Origin of the sequence: Peptoniphilus obesi ph1, assembly GCF_000311865.1 — a bacterium.
Classification (GTDB): Bacteria; Bacillota; Clostridia; order Tissierellales; family Peptoniphilaceae; genus Peptoniphilus_E; species Peptoniphilus_E obesi.
The window spans coordinates 88342-105102 of the sequence record NZ_HE978583.1 but is presented as its reverse complement, the minus strand read 5'-3'; the positions used below and the strand labels follow the sequence as shown (position 1 = coordinate 105102).

12 protein-coding genes are annotated in these 16761 nt (G+C 33.1%); 9 read left to right on the top strand and 3 right to left on the bottom strand.

The window, feature by feature from the left end:
- The first annotated feature begins 74 nt into the window (after positions 1-74).
- Genes tig through yihA form a run of 5 tightly spaced genes read left to right on the top strand, consistent with a single transcriptional unit; the run spans position 75 to position 6243 of the window.
- Positions 75-1427, top strand: coding sequence for a trigger factor (gene tig, locus HGPB_RS08175; protein ID WP_019133203.1), 1353 nt, complete (start codon positions 75-77; stop codon positions 1425-1427).
- 26 nt (positions 1428-1453) lie between these two features.
- Positions 1454-2038 carry an ATP-dependent Clp endopeptidase proteolytic subunit ClpP gene (clpP, locus tag HGPB_RS08170; protein ID WP_019133202.1) on the top strand — a complete coding sequence of 195 codons (585 nt, stop codon included), beginning with the start codon at positions 1454-1456 and terminating at the stop codon, positions 2036-2038.
- Between the two features lie 8 nt (positions 2039-2046).
- Positions 2047-3273: an ATP-dependent Clp protease ATP-binding subunit ClpX gene (gene clpX / locus HGPB_RS08165; RefSeq protein WP_019133201.1), complete on the top strand. Its 1227-nt coding sequence runs from the start codon at positions 2047-2049 to the stop codon at positions 3271-3273.
- Positions 3274-3325: 52 nt separating this feature from the next.
- Positions 3326-5641, top strand: coding sequence for an endopeptidase La (lon, locus tag HGPB_RS08160; protein ID WP_019133200.1), 2316 nt, complete (start codon positions 3326-3328; stop codon positions 5639-5641).
- Positions 5641-6243: a ribosome biogenesis GTP-binding protein YihA/YsxC gene (gene yihA / locus HGPB_RS08155; protein WP_019133199.1), complete on the top strand. Its 603-nt coding sequence runs from the start codon at positions 5641-5643 to the stop codon at positions 6241-6243. Before lon ends, yihA begins: the two co-directional genes overlap by 1 nt.
- A 1348-nt stretch (positions 6244-7591) precedes the next feature.
- Here the strand turns inward: yihA and HGPB_RS08150 are convergent.
- The 3 genes from HGPB_RS08150 to HGPB_RS08140 form a co-directional block, all read right to left on the bottom strand.
- Complete coding sequence (locus HGPB_RS08150; protein ID WP_019133198.1) at positions 7592-7918, bottom strand: DsrE family protein; 327 nt, start codon at positions 7916-7918, stop codon at positions 7592-7594.
- Positions 7919-8028: 110 nt separating this feature from the next.
- Entirely contained in the window at positions 8029-9021 is a 993-nt protein-coding gene (locus HGPB_RS08145) for an electron transfer flavoprotein subunit alpha/FixB family protein (RefSeq protein ID WP_019133197.1), read from the bottom strand.
- 12 nt (positions 9022-9033) lie between these two features.
- A complete protein-coding gene (locus HGPB_RS08140) occupies positions 9034-9819 on the bottom strand; it encodes an electron transfer flavoprotein subunit beta/FixA family protein (RefSeq protein ID WP_019133196.1) in 786 nt (261 codons plus the stop codon).
- A 130-nt stretch (positions 9820-9949) separates the two neighbouring features.
- Between HGPB_RS08140 and HGPB_RS08135 the strand changes: the two genes are divergently transcribed.
- From HGPB_RS08135 to HGPB_RS08125, 4 genes are all read left to right on the top strand, one after another.
- The gene (locus tag HGPB_RS08135) at positions 9950-10219 is read left to right on the top strand and encodes an ACT domain-containing protein (protein WP_019133195.1); all 270 of its coding nucleotides are present in this window, start codon (positions 9950-9952) and stop codon (positions 10217-10219) included.
- A 33-nt stretch (positions 10220-10252) separates the two neighbouring features.
- Positions 10253-11608, top strand: coding sequence for a PFL family protein (locus HGPB_RS08130; protein WP_019133194.1), 1356 nt, complete (start codon positions 10253-10255; stop codon positions 11606-11608).
- Positions 11609-12889: 1281 nt separating this feature from the next.
- Positions 12890-13036 carry a hypothetical protein gene (locus tag HGPB_RS08880; RefSeq protein WP_019133193.1) on the top strand — a complete coding sequence of 49 codons (147 nt, stop codon included), beginning with the start codon at positions 12890-12892 and terminating at the stop codon, positions 13034-13036.
- A 203-nt stretch (positions 13037-13239) separates the two neighbouring features.
- Positions 13240-15930 carry an S-layer homology domain-containing protein gene (locus HGPB_RS08125; RefSeq protein WP_019133192.1) on the top strand — a complete coding sequence of 897 codons (2691 nt, stop codon included), beginning with the start codon at positions 13240-13242 and terminating at the stop codon, positions 15928-15930.
- Positions 15931-16761 lie beyond the last annotated feature (831 nt).

Here is a 16761-nt window from a genome sequence, read left to right as displayed (position 1 = left end):
ACAAATAAATGATTAATATATATCTATATGATAAAATGTTAGTATAAATTAGAAAGCGAGTTATGGAGGAAATTATGACCGAAATTAGTAAAAAGGAAAAAAACACTGTATTTTTTGAAATAACACTTCCAGCAGAAGAAGTTAAAAATGCAGAAACAGAAATATTTAAAAAGAATAGACAATATTTTCAAGTACCAGGATTTAGAAAGGGAAAAGCACCTAGAAAAATCATAGAAAATATGTATGGAAAAGACATATTTTTAGAAGATGCTATCAACGAAATTCTACCTGAAAAATACGAAGAAGCAGTAAAAGAACTTGAACTAGAAGTTGTTGACCAACCACATGTTGATATAGATGAAGCTAAACCAGGCGAAGATGTTGTAGCAAAAGTTCATGTTGATGTAAAACCAGAAGTTAAACTTGGTGAATATAAAGGCATCGAAGTAGAAGAAGTTAAATATGAAGTAACAGATGAATTAATTGAATCTGATTTGGAAAACCAAAGACAAATGAACGCTAGAAGAATCAACGTTGATGATAGACCAGCTCAAGAAAAAGATAAAGTAAATATCGACTTTACTGGAAAAATCGACGGAGAAGAATTCGAAGGTGGAGCAGCCGAAAAACAAGATATAGAACTTGGATCAAACACATTTGTTCCGGGATTTGAAGAACAAATTATCGGTCACAATGTAGGAGACGAATTTGATATCAAAGTAAACTTCCCAGATGACTACGGTGCAGAAGAACTACAAGGGAAAGAAGCAATATTCTCTATAAAACTACATTCAATCTCTTACGATGAATTACCAGAACTTGATGATGAATTCATAAAAGACATCTCTGATTTCGATACAGTTGATGAATACAAGGCTGATCTTAGAAAGAAAAGAGAAGAAGAATTTAAATACAGAGAAGACCAAGAAAAAGAAAAAAATATCCTAGACAAAGTAGTTGAAGGCATGGAAGTAGACGTACCACAAGGTATGATCGACCATCAAATCGACCTACAAATCCAAAACTTTGACCAAAGTCTAAGAGCACAAGGTATGGCACTAGAAGACTATATCAAGATGATCGGTTCAGACATGGACGCTTTTAGAAAAAATCTACAAGGCGACGCTGAAGACCAAGTTAAAACAATGCTTGCAGTAGAAGCAATTGCAGATAAAGAAGGTCTTGATGTTACAGAAGAAGAAATCTTAGAAGAAGTAGAAAGAATGTGCGAACAATACTTCGGAAAAGATCCTGAACAAAAAGAAAAAATGAAAAAACAAATGCTTGAAGCTAATAAAGAAGGCGTAGAAGAAAACTTAAGAAACAGAAAAGCAATTGACTTCTTAGTTGAACATGCAAAATTTGTAGAAGCAAAAGAAGAAAAAGAAGAAGACAAAAAAGAAGAAAGCAAAGAAGAAGATAAATAAGAGTATTTAGAAAGAATGGTGGTAACATGGCATTAGTACCAATGGTTGTTGAACAAACAAATAGGGGAGAAAGATCCTACGACATTTATTCAAGACTACTAAAAGAAAGAATCATCTTTATAAGTGGCGAAATTGAAAATACAATGGCAGATCTTATAGTGGCACAACTTCTTTATCTAGAAGCAGAAGACCCAACAAAAGATATTCAAGTATATATCAATAGTCCAGGTGGATCAGTAAATGCAGGATTTGCAATCTATGACACCATGCAATATATAAAATGTGATGTATCAACAATGTGTATTGGACTTGCAGCATCAATGGGAGCCTTCCTACTAGCTGCAGGAACAAAGGGTAAAAGATTTTCACTACCAAACTCAGACATTTTGATCCATCAACCACTTGGCGGAGCTCAAGGACAAGCTTCAGACATACAAATTCATGCTGAAAAAATACTTGAAATCCGAGAAAGAATAAATCATATTCTTGCAGAAAGAACCGGACAAAAATTAGAAAAGATAGAAAAAGATACAGATAGGGATTACTATCTAAATCCAGAAGAAGCTGTTGAATACGGTTTAATAGATAAAGTGGTAACAAGTAGAGATTGAGGTGACTCATGCAAGAAAACGAACATGGACTAAGATGTTCCTTCTGTGGCAAAACTCAAAATCAAGTTAAGAGATTAATTTCTGGGCCAAATGTTTGCATATGCAACGAATGTGTAGATCTTTGCCAAGAAATTATGGACAACGAAAAAGTTGAAGGCGAAAACGACCTAGAACTTGAACTAAAAAAGCCAGCAGAAATAAAGAGCATATTAGATTCTTATGTTATTCAACAAGAAAAGGCAAAAAAAGCTTTGGCAGTTGCAGTGTATAATCACTACAAAAGAATAACATCAAAAATAAAAAGAGATACAGATATAGAATTGCAAAAATCAAACATTTTAATGGTAGGGCCAACAGGAAGTGGTAAAACATTATTAGCACAAACCTTGGCAAGAACCTTGAATGTTCCATTTGCAATAGCAGATGCAACAACTCTTACAGAAGCAGGATACGTAGGAGAAGACGTCGAAAACATAATCCTAAAGCTAATACAAGCAGCAGATTATGATATAGAAAAAGCCGAAACAGGCATAATCTATATAGACGAAATAGATAAAATAGCAAGGAAATCAGAAAATGTATCAATAACAAGAGATGTAAGTGGCGAAGGAGTTCAACAAGCGCTATTAAAAATAATAGAAGGAACAATCGCAAACGTACCGCCTCAAGGTGGCAGAAAACATCCAAATCAAGAATTTCTAAAGGTAGATACAAGTGATATCCTATTTATCTGTGGAGGATCATTTGATGGAATAGAATCAATTATCGAATCAAGAATATCAAAATCATCCATGGGATTTGGATCAGAAATCATCGATAAAAAAGCTCAAAAGAAAGACATACTAACCAAGGTTCAAACAGAAGACCTTTTAAAATTTGGTTTAATACCTGAGCTAATAGGTAGACTTCCTGTAACAGTAACCCTAGAAGAACTCGATGAAGATGCTATGATAGAAATCTTAACTAAGCCAAAAAATGCCTTAGTTAAACAATACAAAGAATTATTAAAATTTGACAATGTCGAACTTGAATTTGACAGATCTGCTCTTGAATATATAGCAAAAAAAGCCATAGAAAAAAAGGCAGGAGCAAGAGGATTAAGAGGAATAATCGAATCCACAATCATGGATATAATGTATGAAATTCCATCAAGAGAAGACGTTGAAAAAATTATTATTACTCGGGAAAGTGTTGAAGATAACAAACTCCCAAAACTGATATTAAAAAATAAGTAAGATAGGGCTCATCTTAAATAGATGAGCTTTGTTTATAATGGTAGGTGATAAAATGTCAGAAAAAACAAAAATACCAGTGATTGCCCTAAGAGATCTAATAATATTTCCTAGAACAGTAAGCCACTTCGACTGCGGCAGATCCAAATCAATAGCAGCAATAGAAGAAGCAGAAATGAAAGACTCAAAAGTTTTTCTAATAGCACAAAAAGATGCAGAGATAGAAAATCCAAAAGCAGAAGATCTCTTTGAATACGGAACAATAGCAATCATAAAACAAATATTAAAATTACCAGGTGGAATAGTTAGAGTCCTAGTAGAAGGAGAAACTAGAGCAAAAGCAGAAAATATAGAAACAGAAGGCGACTATATAAAAGCAAACTACCAAGAATTTATAGAAAAAGAAGAAGAGCCTACAAATGAAATCTTGGCAGCAAAAAGACTAGTAAAAGAAGATATAGATGAATATAGCAACCTAGACACAAAACTTGTACCAGGCCTACTTCAATCAGTAGTAGATGAATCAACAGCATCATCCCTAGTCGACACAGCAGCCATGTATATATCCTTAGAACTAAAAGAAGCACAAGAACTTTTAGAAACACTAGATCCCTACGATAGAATGCTAAAATTCCACGCTATCATGAAAAGAGAACTTGAACTTTTATCCATAGAAAAAAACATCGACTCAAAAGTTAAATACAATATGAATAAAATTCAAAAAGAATACTATCTAAAAGAACAAATAAAAGTAATCAACAAAGAACTCGGAGAAGATAGCGAAGAAGATACAATTCTAAACTATGAAATAAAAATAGAAGAAAAAAATCTGCCAGAATACGTAAAAGAAAAAGCAGAAAAAGAACTATCCAAACTAAAAAAAGTAAACTCAGCATCCCCAGAATACACAGTAATATTAAACTACCTTGATTGGATCCTAGACCTTCCTTGGACAGAAATGGACGAAGAAGATATAGACCTAAATGAGGCAAGAGAAATATTAAACAATGAACACTACGGCCTAAAAGAAATAAAAGAAAGAATTCTAGAATTTATAGCCGTAAGAAAACTATCAGAGGGAAACCATAAAGGACCAATACTTTGCTTTGTAGGTCCACCAGGAGTAGGAAAAACATCAATCGCATCATCAATTGCAAAAGCACTAAACAAGGAATTTGTAAGAATGAGCGTTGGCGGAGTAACAGACGAATCAGAAATCAGAGGCCACAGAAGAACCTATGTAGGAGCAATGCCAGGAAGAATAATAAACCTTCTAAAAAAAGCTGGCAAAAACAATCCAGTATTTTTATTCGATGAAATAGATAAAATTGGAAACGACTACAGAGGCGACCCAGCCAGTGCAATGCTAGAAGTTTTAGACCCAGAACAAAACAACACCTTCACAGATAGATATCTAGAACTTCCATTTGATCTATCAAATGTATTCTTCATAGCAACAGCAAACACAACACAAACAATCCCAGATGCACTCCTAGACAGGATGGAAATAATAAGACTATCAGGCTACACAGCAAAAGAAAAATTTGAAATAGCAAAAAAACACCTGATAACAAAACAAACAAAAGAAAATGGACTAACACCATCCAAATTTAAAATAAGCGACTCAGCCCTAAGAAAAATAATAGACAACTACACAAGAGAAGCAGGAGTAAGAGGACTAGAAAAAGAAATATCAAAAGCAGCAAGACACACTGCCCTAGATATAATAGAAAATGACAAAAAATCAGTCTCCTTAACAATAAGAAACATAACAGAATTTTTAGGCGAAGAAAAATACTCCTTCGATACAGTCGATAAACTAAATAAAATCGGATCAGTAACAGGACTAGCATGGACAAGAGTAGGCGGAGTAACCCTAGAAGTAGAAACAGCAATCATGAAAGGAACAGGAAAACTAACACTGACAGGACAACTAGGAAATGTAATGAAAGAATCAGCCATGGCAGCCATATCCTATATAGCAAGCAACTCAGCATACTACAAAGTAAGTCCAGACTTTAGAACAAAAAAAGACATCCACATCCACGTCCCAGAAGGAGCAGTACCAAAAGATGGGCCATCAGCCGGAGTAACCATGGTAACATCAGTCCTATCAGCACTGACAAAAAGAAAAGTCTATAACGACATAGCAATGACCGGTGAAATAAGCCTAAGAGGAAAAGTAATGCCAATCGGTGGATTAAAAGAAAAACTACTAGCAGCAGAAAGAATGGGCATAAAAAGAGTAGTAGTTCCAATCGACAACAAAAAAGACGTCCTAGAAATAGAAGACGACGTAACAAAAAATCTTGAAATCCACTATGCAAAAGACGTAAAAGAAGTAATAAAATTAGCCTTGAAGGAGAAATAATGAAAATAAAAAAAGCAGACCTTGAAAAAGTTGCTGCTCTAAGAGAACAATATCCAGACATGGACCTTCCTGAAATAGCCTTTGTAGGCAGATCAAACGTAGGAAAATCATCAATGATAAACGCCATGCTAAACAGAAAATCACTAGCAAAAACATCATCAACACCAGGCAAAACAAGAACAATAAACTTTTACAGAGTAAACGATGATTTAAGACTAGTAGACTTGCCAGGATACGGCTATGCAAAAGTATCAAAAAAAGAAAAAGGATCTTGGTCATCAATCATAAACACCTATCTAAACCATAGGGAAAACCTAATAGAAGTAATCCTATTAGTAGATGCAAGACACGAGCCAACAGACCAAGACAAGCAAATGTTTGAAGCAATAAGACAAATCGGATATTCAGGAATAGTAATAGCAACAAAAGCAGATAAAATATCAAAATCAAAATACAACAAATCAGCAAATATCATAGCCAAGAAATTAGGTATGGAAGTAAAAGAGAATATAATATTCTTTTCATCAACAAATAAAGAATACGTTGATGAACTTTGGGATATATTTGAGGATATGATAGAGTTTCATAGAGAAGAAGAGTGATCTTCTTCTTTATTTTTTTCTTCTTTAGGATCCAAGCTTGTTTTTCAATTGAAATTTTATTTTAAATTTCAATTTTACTTCTTTTCTCCTATATTTGTTCTTCAATTGCCAATTTATTTAATTTCCCAATTTTATTTCTTTATATCGAAAGTAATCATTCAAATCCAAGCTTTACTATAGATTTCACGTTTGAATTATTTAGGAGGGAAAATTAGGACGTTCCGATATTTTATCTCTTTTTTATTTATTTATGTATAAGCATATCTGTTAAATCCAAATTTAGTATAATTTTCTAATTTTATACTTTTAAAGTTTTTATATTTACCTTATTTGATTTCCCAGACAAAATATTTAATTCTAATTTTTTATAAAGGGGAGAGATAAGGGCGTTGCGATTCGCCCTTTAATCTCTCCCCTTAACCCCTCTCTGTAATCCCTAACGCTTTACACATCTGTTTCTAAACTTTCTTGAATAATTCAAGTTTATTGATTATTTCAGCACATTACAAAAAGCAGACATCCTAAAAATTTCGAACTCGCTTCGATTTCGCTCAGCTCAAACACAAAATTTTTTAACGGATGTCTTTGCTTTTTGATCAAAGTTGAAACATATCTCTTCGTATTTACGATAAGATATGTTGTCAGCTAACCAAAAATAAAATATAGCCGTTAAGAAATCCATCTGTTTGAACGTTAGTGAGTTATGGATTTTAGGCTATATTTTATTTTTGTAATGTGTTGTCAGTTAAGGAATTTAAATCTTCATGTAGAGTTTAGAAACAGATACAAGAAGCGTTAGGGTGTAATAAATGGGGGTTAAGGGGGAAAACATGAGGGCGAATCGCAACGCCCTTCGTTTTCCCCCTAGTTAATAAGTTGAAATACAGTTGAAGTTGTGGTTAGAAGAACAGATTTATATCTAAAGAAGTAAACTCGAAACACAAAACAACTTTCAAATTAAAAACCAATTCTAGAAACAGAAACTAAAACTCTAAACAAAAACCACATTTAGAAACAGATATAAAAACCCGAAACAAAAAACAAATTTAGAAACAAAAATAAAAAACTAAAACAGAAAATAAATTTAAAAGCAGAAACAAAAATTCAAAATGAAAACTAAAGTTGAAAACAAAAAATAAAACACAAAAAAACACAAAAAGTGCAAAAAAAATAAAATGGACACAGTAAAATCCATTTTATTTATGTAGTAAGTAAGGAAATAAAATAACAAAATATCAAAAAAACAATATTTAATATTGGAGAAAACCCTTTAAAAAGGAAGGGGTATACTCTTATCAAAAAAGATAAAAGTTACTGCTATATAAATAATTTAAAAAATTATTATAATCTATAATCTTATGTAGGCATAACCTTCATTTTGTAAACGAGCGATCCTAGTAATAACAGAATCTTCAACAATAACAAAATGAGGAAGCATATCTTCGCTAAGCTTATTTAGTTCAAGACCTCTTCTACCAATAATCCATCTAACATTAGGATTACCTAATATACCATCAAAATCCATGCCAATATATTTTCCAAATAAAGAGGCAGCCTTGCTCATAACAATTATTTCAACAATAGCATCAGGTTCTCTATCAATAAGATCCTTAATATTTGCCATTGTAGATTCCCATTTTTCAAGTTCAACTATGTGAAATACAACCTTTAACATAATGACATCCTTTCTTTTCTTCTAGCCAATAACTATCTTGTAATAGCTTTATACCCAAAAAAATAAAAATAATAAAAAAGGGAGCAAAAAGCTCCCCAAAATAAATAAAATTAATTTTTCATTAGTTCCCTAATAGCCTCAGTAAGCTTTGGCACAATTTCAAATAAATCAGCACAAATACAATAATGAGCCACCTTGAAAATATCTGCATCAGGATCATTGTTAATAGCAATAATAGTACCAGAATCCCTCATACCTTGAATATGTTGAGCAGATCCAGAAATACCAATCGCAATATAAACCCTAGGTTGAATCTTCAAACCAGACATCCCAACAAAACTATCCTGTGGAATCCATAATTGATCAGCAAGAGGCTTAGAGCCAGAAACAGCAGCCCCAATCTCCTTAGCAAGGTCTTTAAGAAGATACAAATTCTTAGGATCTCTCAAACCAAGACCACCAGAAACAACAACCTTGGCCTTAGAAACATCCTGTTCAATATCAAGCTTCTTGATAAGACCAGCAATCTCAGTAAGAAGATCATCTTGAGAAACTTTAACCTCAAAATCTATAATCTCGCCCTTTCTAGACTTATTATAATTAGCAGGCTTAAAAACCCTCTCACTAACAGTTCCAATCAAAGGCTTAGTAGAAATCCTAATATCAGAATACAATTGACCATTAAAAGTAGGTCTAATCCAACGAATATCCCTTTCGCCCTCGCAAGGAATAAGATCAACGCAATCAGCAACAAGACCAAGCTCTTTTCTAGCACAAATCCTACCACCCAAATCACGTCCGTTTTCAGTAGCAGGAATCAATAAAGCAAAAGGATTAAACTCATCAATAACCTTATCCAAAACCCTAGTATAAGGAAGAGTCCTATAAGAAGCAAGCTCCTTATCTTGCACCCTAATAACCTTATCAGCGCCATAATAAATAGCCTCTTTAGAAGCATCATCAAGCCCATCGCCAATCAAAAGAGCAACAAGCTCTTCCTCGAAATGATCAGCAAGCTCTCTAGCCTTGCCTAAAATTTCAACACTAACAGGGGCAAGTTGGTCGTCATGCAAACTAGCAACAACAAAAATTCCTTTATCCATATCAAACACCCCCTAAACCAATTTAAGCTCTTTGAAAAGATCAAGAAGCTTGTCAGTCTGCTCATCAAGATCGCCTTCGATGAAAGTGCCCTTAGCAGCCTCTTCGTCTTGGAAAATACTAACAACATCAGTAGCAGAACCATTAGCGCCGGTCTTTTCTACATCAGCAGAAATATCATCAGCAGATAAAACCTTAACATCATCATCACTAATCTTTTCAAGCTTAGACTTTCTAAGCTTAACAGGCTCATTAGCATCCTTAATAATAGTAAAAAGACAAGGAGCCTTCAAAATAGCCTTTTCAGTTCCATTATATAAACTTCTTAAAACAAGAAACTTATCATCCTTAAATAAAATCTTTTTAGCATAAGTCGCTTGATTAATACCAAGCCTTTCAGCAAGCTCAGGACCAACCTGACCAGTATCACCATCAGAAGTCTGAGCGCCAGTAATCACAACATCGAAATCACCAATGTGCTTAGCCGCCATAGCAAGAGTATAAGAAGTAGCCAAAGTGTCAGATCCCCTAAAATTATTGTCACTAACAACAAAAGCCTCATCAGCACCCATAGCTAAACATTCCTTGGCAGTCTCAACAGCACTAGGAGATCCCATAGTTAAAGTAGTAACACTACCACTAGTTTGCTTTTTAAGATCAAGCGCCATAGTCAAAGCATTGAGATCACAAGCATTAATAACAGACACAGCACTAGACCTATCTAAGTTATTAGTCTCAGGATCAATCTTAACCTTATTAGGAAACTTAGGCACCCTTTTAATACATACCAAATATTTCATAAATACCTCCTATTACTATAATTATACACTACAATTAATATAAATATAAATATTGCTTTACTTAAAAACAAAACACTATAATATATATAATAACATTAATAAAAATAAACATAAAATAAAGGAGGACAAAATGAAAGCAGTAATAACAATAATAGGAGCAGACAAAATCGGAATCGTACATAAAGTAACAGGACTAATGGAAAAATTTAACCTAAATATAATAGATATATCCCAAACAGTAATGGATAAATACTTTACCATGGTAATGCTAATCGACTTATCAAAAAGCAAAGAAGACTTCGACCAAATAGTAGAAGCCTTCGATAAACTCGGAAAAGAAATCGGCATGGACATCAAAATTCAACACCAAGACATCTTCGATGCCATGCACCAAATCTAAGATAAAAATCTAAGACAAGGAGAAAGTAAAACTATGGACAACAAAAAAATACTAGAAACAATCAGAATGCTAGAACAAGAGCACCTAGACATAAGAACAGTAACCATGGGCATCTCACTACTAGATTGCATAGACAAAGACCCAGAAATCGCCAACAAAAAAATCTACGACAAAATGATCAAATGCGCAGACAAACTAGTAGAAACAACAAACTCAGTCTCAAAACTCTACGGCATACCAATAATAAACAACAGAATATCCGTAACACCAATCTCACTAATAGCAGCAGCAACAGACCTAGAAGACTACACAAGCTATGCAAAAACCCTAGACAAAGTCGCAAAAGAAGTCGGAGTAGACTTCGTCGGAGGATTCTCAGCCCTAGTACATAAAGGATTTAATAAATCTGATATAAGATTAATAAACTCGATCCCAAATGCACTCTCCCAAACAGACTACGTTTGCTCATCAGTAAACGTCGGCTCAAGTAAAACAGGAATCAACATGGAAGCAGTAGCAATGATGGGCGGAAAAATAAAAGAATTAGCAGAAAAAACAAAAGACCAAGACTCAATCGGCTGTGCAAAACTAGTCGTATTTGCAAACGCAGTAGAAGATAACCCCTTTATGGCAGGAGCCTTCCACGGAGTAGGAGAATCAGACACAACAATCAACGTCGGCATCTCAGGTCCCGGAGTAGTAAAAAAAGCCCTAGAAAAAGTAAGAGGAAAAAGCTTCGATGAAGTAGCAGAAACAATCAAAAAAACCTCCTTCAAAATCTCAAGAATGGGCGAACTAGTCGGAAGAGAAGTATCAAAAAGACTAGACACAAACTTCGGCATAATCGATCTATCCCTAGCACCAACCCCAGCAGTAGGCGACTCAGTAGCAAGAATACTAGAAGAAATAGGAATCGATACAGTAGGAGGCCACGGAACAACAGCAGCCCTAGCCCTATTAAACGACGCAGTAAAAAAAGGCGGCATCATGGCATCATCCCACGTCGGCGGACTATCAGGAGCCTTCATCCCAGTCTCAGAAGACGAAGGCATGATATCAGCAGTAAGATCAGGACACCTAAGCTTCGATAAACTAGAAGCCATGACATCAGTCTGCTCAGTAGGACTAGACATGATAGCCATTCCAGGCGATACACCAAAAGAAACCATATCAGCCATAATAGCAGACGAAGCAGCAATCGGAGTAATAAACAACAAAACAACAGCAGTAAGAGTAATCCCAGTAGTAGGCAAAAAAGTAGGCGACCAAGCAGAATTCGGCGGACTATTAGGCTATGCACCAATCATGGACATAGGAGATAATAAAGCAGATAGATTTATAGAAAGAAAAGGATTGATACCTGCGCCAATACATTCATTTAAAAATTAAAAATAAAAAGTATTTTTATTTAAATTTTTTTGAAAAAAATTAAAAATTATTTATCTTCATATATATAAGAAGAAATTGATTTTTATATTTATATTTATTAATTAATATTTATTATGGAATATAAGCTCGCCTAAGTGAGTTTATATTCTTTTTTTTATTTTTTATTTAAAATCTAAACTTTTTCTTCAATTGAATCTTGTTTTGTATTTCTACATTTCTTCCTTAAATTTAAATCTATTCTTCTAACCACAACTTCAACTATATTTCAGCTTATTAATTAGGGGGAAAACGAAGGGCGTTGCGAATCGCCCTCATGTTTTCCCCCTTAACCCCCATTTATTACACCCTAACGCTTCTTGTATCTGTTTATATACTCTACATAAAGATTTAAATTCCTTAACTGACATCACATTACAAAAATAAAATATAGCCTAAAATCCATAACTCACTAACGTTCAAACAGATGGATTTCTTAACGGCTATATTTTATTTTTGGTTAGCTGACAACATATCTTATCGTAAATACGAAGAGATATCCCGTGAGAACGAGCAAAAAGTAAAGACATCCGTTAAAAAAATTTTGTGTTTGAGCTGAGCGAAAGCGAAGCGAGTTCGAAATTTTTAGGATGTCTGCTTTTTGTAATGAGTTGTATATTAAATAGCTAAAATCATCTAATACAGTTTAGAAACAGATGTGTAAAGCGTTAGGGATTATCGAGAGGGGTTAAGGGGAGAGATTAAAGGGCGAATCGCAACGCCCTTATCTCTCCCCTTTAAGAAAATTTTGAAATAAAAGTTTTGATTGTGAAATGATGTTATGAAATATAAAAATAAAAAATATATAAATTAGAAATTTAAAATAAGTTTAGATTTAACAGATATATTTATACACACATAAATATATAAAAAGAGAGAAAATATCGGGACGTCCTAATTTTCCCTCCTAAATAAATAATATTTAAAATTTATAATAAAGCTGGGATTTGAATAATAACTTCATATATAAAGAAGTAAAATTGAAATTTAAAATAAAATTGCAACTGAAAAACAACTTTAGAAACAAAGAAGTAAAGCTGAAATACAGAATAAATTTAAAACTGAAAAACAACTTTAGAAACAAAAAGCAAAGCCAAAACACACAACAACTTTGCAATTAAAAGACAAGTATGTATACAAATATAAAAACAAAATTTTATAAACTTTAATTCAAAAGTTTGAAAAAAAACCTAATTCCGCTATAATATTTAAAGTAGACTAAAAACACAAAAGACAAAAGGCAATTTGAAAAAGCGAATGCAATTGCAAAACAAAAATCAAATTGCAAAACAAAACGCAAAAACAATATTACAAAAATGTGGCAAAAGTAAAAATCCCAAAAAGGGAAAGCTTAAAAACAAGGCAAAATACAGAAAAGTTACAAAAAAGTAAAAATTTAACTTTTGTAATACAACTGTAATTTTACTTTAAAGGCATTTAGTGTATAATAATAACACAGGAGGAACAATGACAATTAAATATTATTTTAGTGCATGAGTAATTTTTACTTGTCACCTCTAGCTGCATATTCGTGCAGCGACAAAAGTTAAGACTTTTGTAGGTCTACAAAAATTTTAAGGAGGTCGTAAGACAAGATGAACAAGAAAATTTTATCTCTAGTACTTGCACTTGTAATGGTACTAGGAACATTCACAACTGTCTTCGCCGAAGAAGCTAAAACTGAAAAAGTTGAAAAAGTAGTTGGAAAAGATAACAAAATCCAATACGTAATCGACAAAAAATTCGTTGAAGGCTATGGCGATGGAGACTACGGATATGATAAAAATATCAAAAGATCCGAAATTACTAAATTATTAGTTTATGCTAATGGTAACAAAGAACTTGCAGAAAAACTTCAAGGTGCTATGCAATTATATTCAGATGTAAACGCTGAATACTGGGCAAACGGAGTTATTTCAGTTGGTTCAACAGTACCATCAAAAGCTAATAACCTACCAATGTTAAATGGTTATCCAGATGGAACATTTAAAGGTGAAAACGACGTAACTTATGCAGAACTTGCAAAAATGTTAGTTGTATTAGTTAAAGAAGATTTAACTGCTGACATGGCAAAAGAAGCTAACAAAAATTGGGCAACTCAATGGATGACATGGGCAACTCAATTAGGAATTCTTGATGATGTTAATGTAACTAACTCTGGAGCAGCTGCAAACAGAGCAGACGCATTCACAATGCTTTACAATGCACTTTACAAAATGGTTGAATTCAAGAGATTCCCAACTAACGAAAAAATTGGTGTTCTTTCTTCATTAAGAAATGACAAACTAGTTCTTAACCAAGACTCTGAAAAACAAACTTACACTATCACAAAAGATACTGTATTTGTTGGAGCTTACAAAGAAAGTGAATATGGAAAAAATATCGTTAAAGTAAAAGATATTAACGATCCAGACTTCTATCTAGGTTCTCTAGTAAGAATTATGGTTAACGACAAAAATGAAGTTTCTCATATTCTTGAACTAGGTAACCCTAAAGAAATGGCTATCGGTAGAACAGAAAATACTGCTGGTAAAAACCCAAGATGGGAAGGCGTAGCTGACTACACTGTAGAAACTGGAGTTACTCCAATTGGAACTCTTAAAAACACAAGCGACGATGTTAAAGCTTACTATGAAGGATATGTAACATTTGATCTTAAGTCAAACAGATCATCTGCTTCTGATATCAACTTCTACAAAGTTTTAAACAAAGAAGCTGCAAAAGCTAAAAAAGAAAAAGCAAAAGTTGAATTAGTTAAAAAACTAAAAATCAACGATAACACTAAAGTTTATGTAGCTAACCCAGCTAACAACCAAATGAGAGAAGTTAAAGGAATCAACGAAGCTCTAAGCCTAATTGGTTTCAGAAACTATCAAGCAGGATATGCTGTACCAAACGTATATGCAGGATTTGATTCAGATTCATATGAAGCAACTCTTAAAGGATATGACAATGGTAAAGCAACTGCTAAAGTTATCGTATTCAACGTTGTAACTAAAGATCAAGGTGGCGAAGTTCTAAGAGTTGTTCACAATTCAGCTTACAATGGAAACGCAACACTTGAAGACACTGATGGTGTATTAAAAGACCAATCATTCATCAAAAACATTGCACACTTCCCATATAACTATGGTGACCTATATGATGTTATTGAATTAAAATGGGAATCTTACAACAACAACTATGACATTATCGAAAAGAGAATTGATCATAGCGATACAGATGTTTTCCCAGTAGTTAGAGTTAAAGAACTTCATGACAATGACAACATCATTGTAGAAGATAGATTTGGTAACGAATCTTCAATCCATGTTGGAGATGCTGATATCTTTAACGCTAAACAATACAAAGATCTAAGAGTTGGCGACTTCTTACAATATGAAAATGATGAACACAACAAGAAAATAAGCAATAACATTGATACTTTATCAATTCTTCCAAGAGATAATAAAGATGTAATTGCTAAATTCAATGCTTCTCATTCAATTCAAGCAACACTAAAAGCAGTTCAAGGTAACACTGCTAATGGTATTGTTAAAGAAGTTAACAACACAGCTTATCCTTACACTGTAACAATTGATGTTCAATACAGCAACTGGGATAAAGTTGGTACAGGAATCGAAGTATTCCAAGTAGCTAAAGCTGATGCAGATAAATTAGCTGAAAACATAGACAGAAACGTTAAATTCCTATTTAACGATAAAGACTATGACAAAGACTACAACAGAATGTACTTTGCATTCAACTTTGAATCAAATGATGGTAAAGCTCTAGCTAAACCAGCTGAAAAAGCTAATGATTTAGATGCTCTACTAGCATTAATTGACAAAGCTGACAAAGCATACAATCCTGATAAAGTAACTGATAAAAATCTTAAACAAGCTAAAAAAGATTTAGATAAGATTAATGAAGCTATTGATGGATTAACTATAGGCGATAAAGCAAAATATAAGGAAAACAAACCTTATGTAGACGCTGTAGACAAATTAGAAAAACAAATCAAAGGTAAAGAAACTGATTCAAAAGTAGCTGAAATTAAAGCAAAAGCTGACAAATTACCTTCAGAAGAAGAAATTAAGAAATTAACTACTCAAGCTGAACTTAATAAATTAGCTCAAGAATTTAATAAAGTAGCTTTTGAATATAATGAATTAAAAGATCTTACTTCAGATGAAGCAAAAGCTTTAAAAGCACAACTTACTAAAACTGCTGGATATATTACAGCTCAAGACGCAACTGTAGAACCAGATATAGATATAGCTTATCCACTAGTTACTTTAAAATAATAGTTTTATTTTAAATCGATGGATTAAAAGATTAAACCCGAGAGGAGACTCCCGGGTTTTCTTTTTTTATTTTATTTTCTGTTTCCTTTTATCCCCTACCAAACAATCCCCACCTCAACTTTAAAGCACTTACTCAACCCTAAATTCTCATTTCAACCTTAAAACTCTTATTTAAACTAAAATTCCTATTCCAATTTCATAACTCTAACTCAACTTAAAATTCCCACCCCAATATTAAATTCCAAACTCAAAATAAATTCTCACTTCAAAATTTACTATCCCACTCCAAAAGCAAAGCAGACCCAGACCCTAAATAGGGCTTTTTATTTTTTGTTTCTAAACTTTGTTTTTAATTTGAAAGTTGGTTTTTGTTTCAACTTTACTTCTTTAGGTAGAAATCTGTTCTTCTAACCACAACTTTAATTTATATTTCAACTTATTAACTAGGGGGAAAACGAAGGGCGTTGCGAATCGCCCTCATGTTTTCCCCCTTAACCCCCATTTATTACACCCTAACGCTTCTTGTATCTGTTTCTAAACTCTACATAAAGATTAAAATTCCTTAACTGACAACACATTACAAAAATAAAATATAGCCGTTAAGAAATCCATCTGTTTGAACGTTAGTGAGTTATGGATTTTAGGCTATATTTTATTTTTGATTATCGTCCCAACATATCTATTCGTATTTACGATAAGATAAGCCGTAAGTTAATCCTAGAAGAAAAAAATTGATTATACGTTAAGGAAATCCAACAGTTTGATAGGAAGTGTTTTGGATTTCTAGTATAATCAATTTTTTTCTACATACAGAACTGTCAAGGTGTAAAA

Excerpts from the sequence above, each read along its gene's own strand:
- HGPB_RS08130 (WP_019133194.1), top strand. The coding sequence starts at position 10,253 with ATGGACAACAAAAAAATACTAGAAACAATCAGAATGCTAGAACAAGAG.
- yihA (WP_019133199.1), top strand. The coding sequence starts at position 5,641 with ATGAAAATAAAAAAAGCAGACCTTGAAAAAGTTGCTGCTCTAAGAGAA.
- clpP (WP_019133202.1), top strand. The coding sequence starts at position 1,454 with ATGGCATTAGTACCAATGGTTGTTGAACAAACAAATAGGGGAGAAAGA.
- HGPB_RS08135 (WP_019133195.1), top strand. The coding sequence starts at position 9,950 with ATGAAAGCAGTAATAACAATAATAGGAGCAGACAAAATCGGAATCGTA.
- HGPB_RS08145 (WP_019133197.1), bottom strand. The coding sequence starts at position 9,021 with ATGGATAAAGGAATTTTTGTTGTTGCTAGTTTGCATGACGACCAACTT.
- HGPB_RS08140 (WP_019133196.1), bottom strand. The coding sequence starts at position 9,819 with ATGAAATATTTGGTATGTATTAAAAGGGTGCCTAAGTTTCCTAATAAG.
- clpX (WP_019133201.1), top strand. The coding sequence starts at position 2,047 with ATGCAAGAAAACGAACATGGACTAAGATGTTCCTTCTGTGGCAAAACT.
- HGPB_RS08150 (WP_019133198.1), bottom strand. The coding sequence starts at position 7,918 with ATGTTAAAGGTTGTATTTCACATAGTTGAACTTGAAAAATGGGAATCT.
- tig (WP_019133203.1), top strand. The coding sequence starts at position 75 with ATGACCGAAATTAGTAAAAAGGAAAAAAACACTGTATTTTTTGAAATA.
- lon (WP_019133200.1), top strand. The coding sequence starts at position 3,326 with ATGTCAGAAAAAACAAAAATACCAGTGATTGCCCTAAGAGATCTAATA.
- HGPB_RS08125 (WP_019133192.1), top strand. The coding sequence starts at position 13,240 with ATGAACAAGAAAATTTTATCTCTAGTACTTGCACTTGTAATGGTACTA.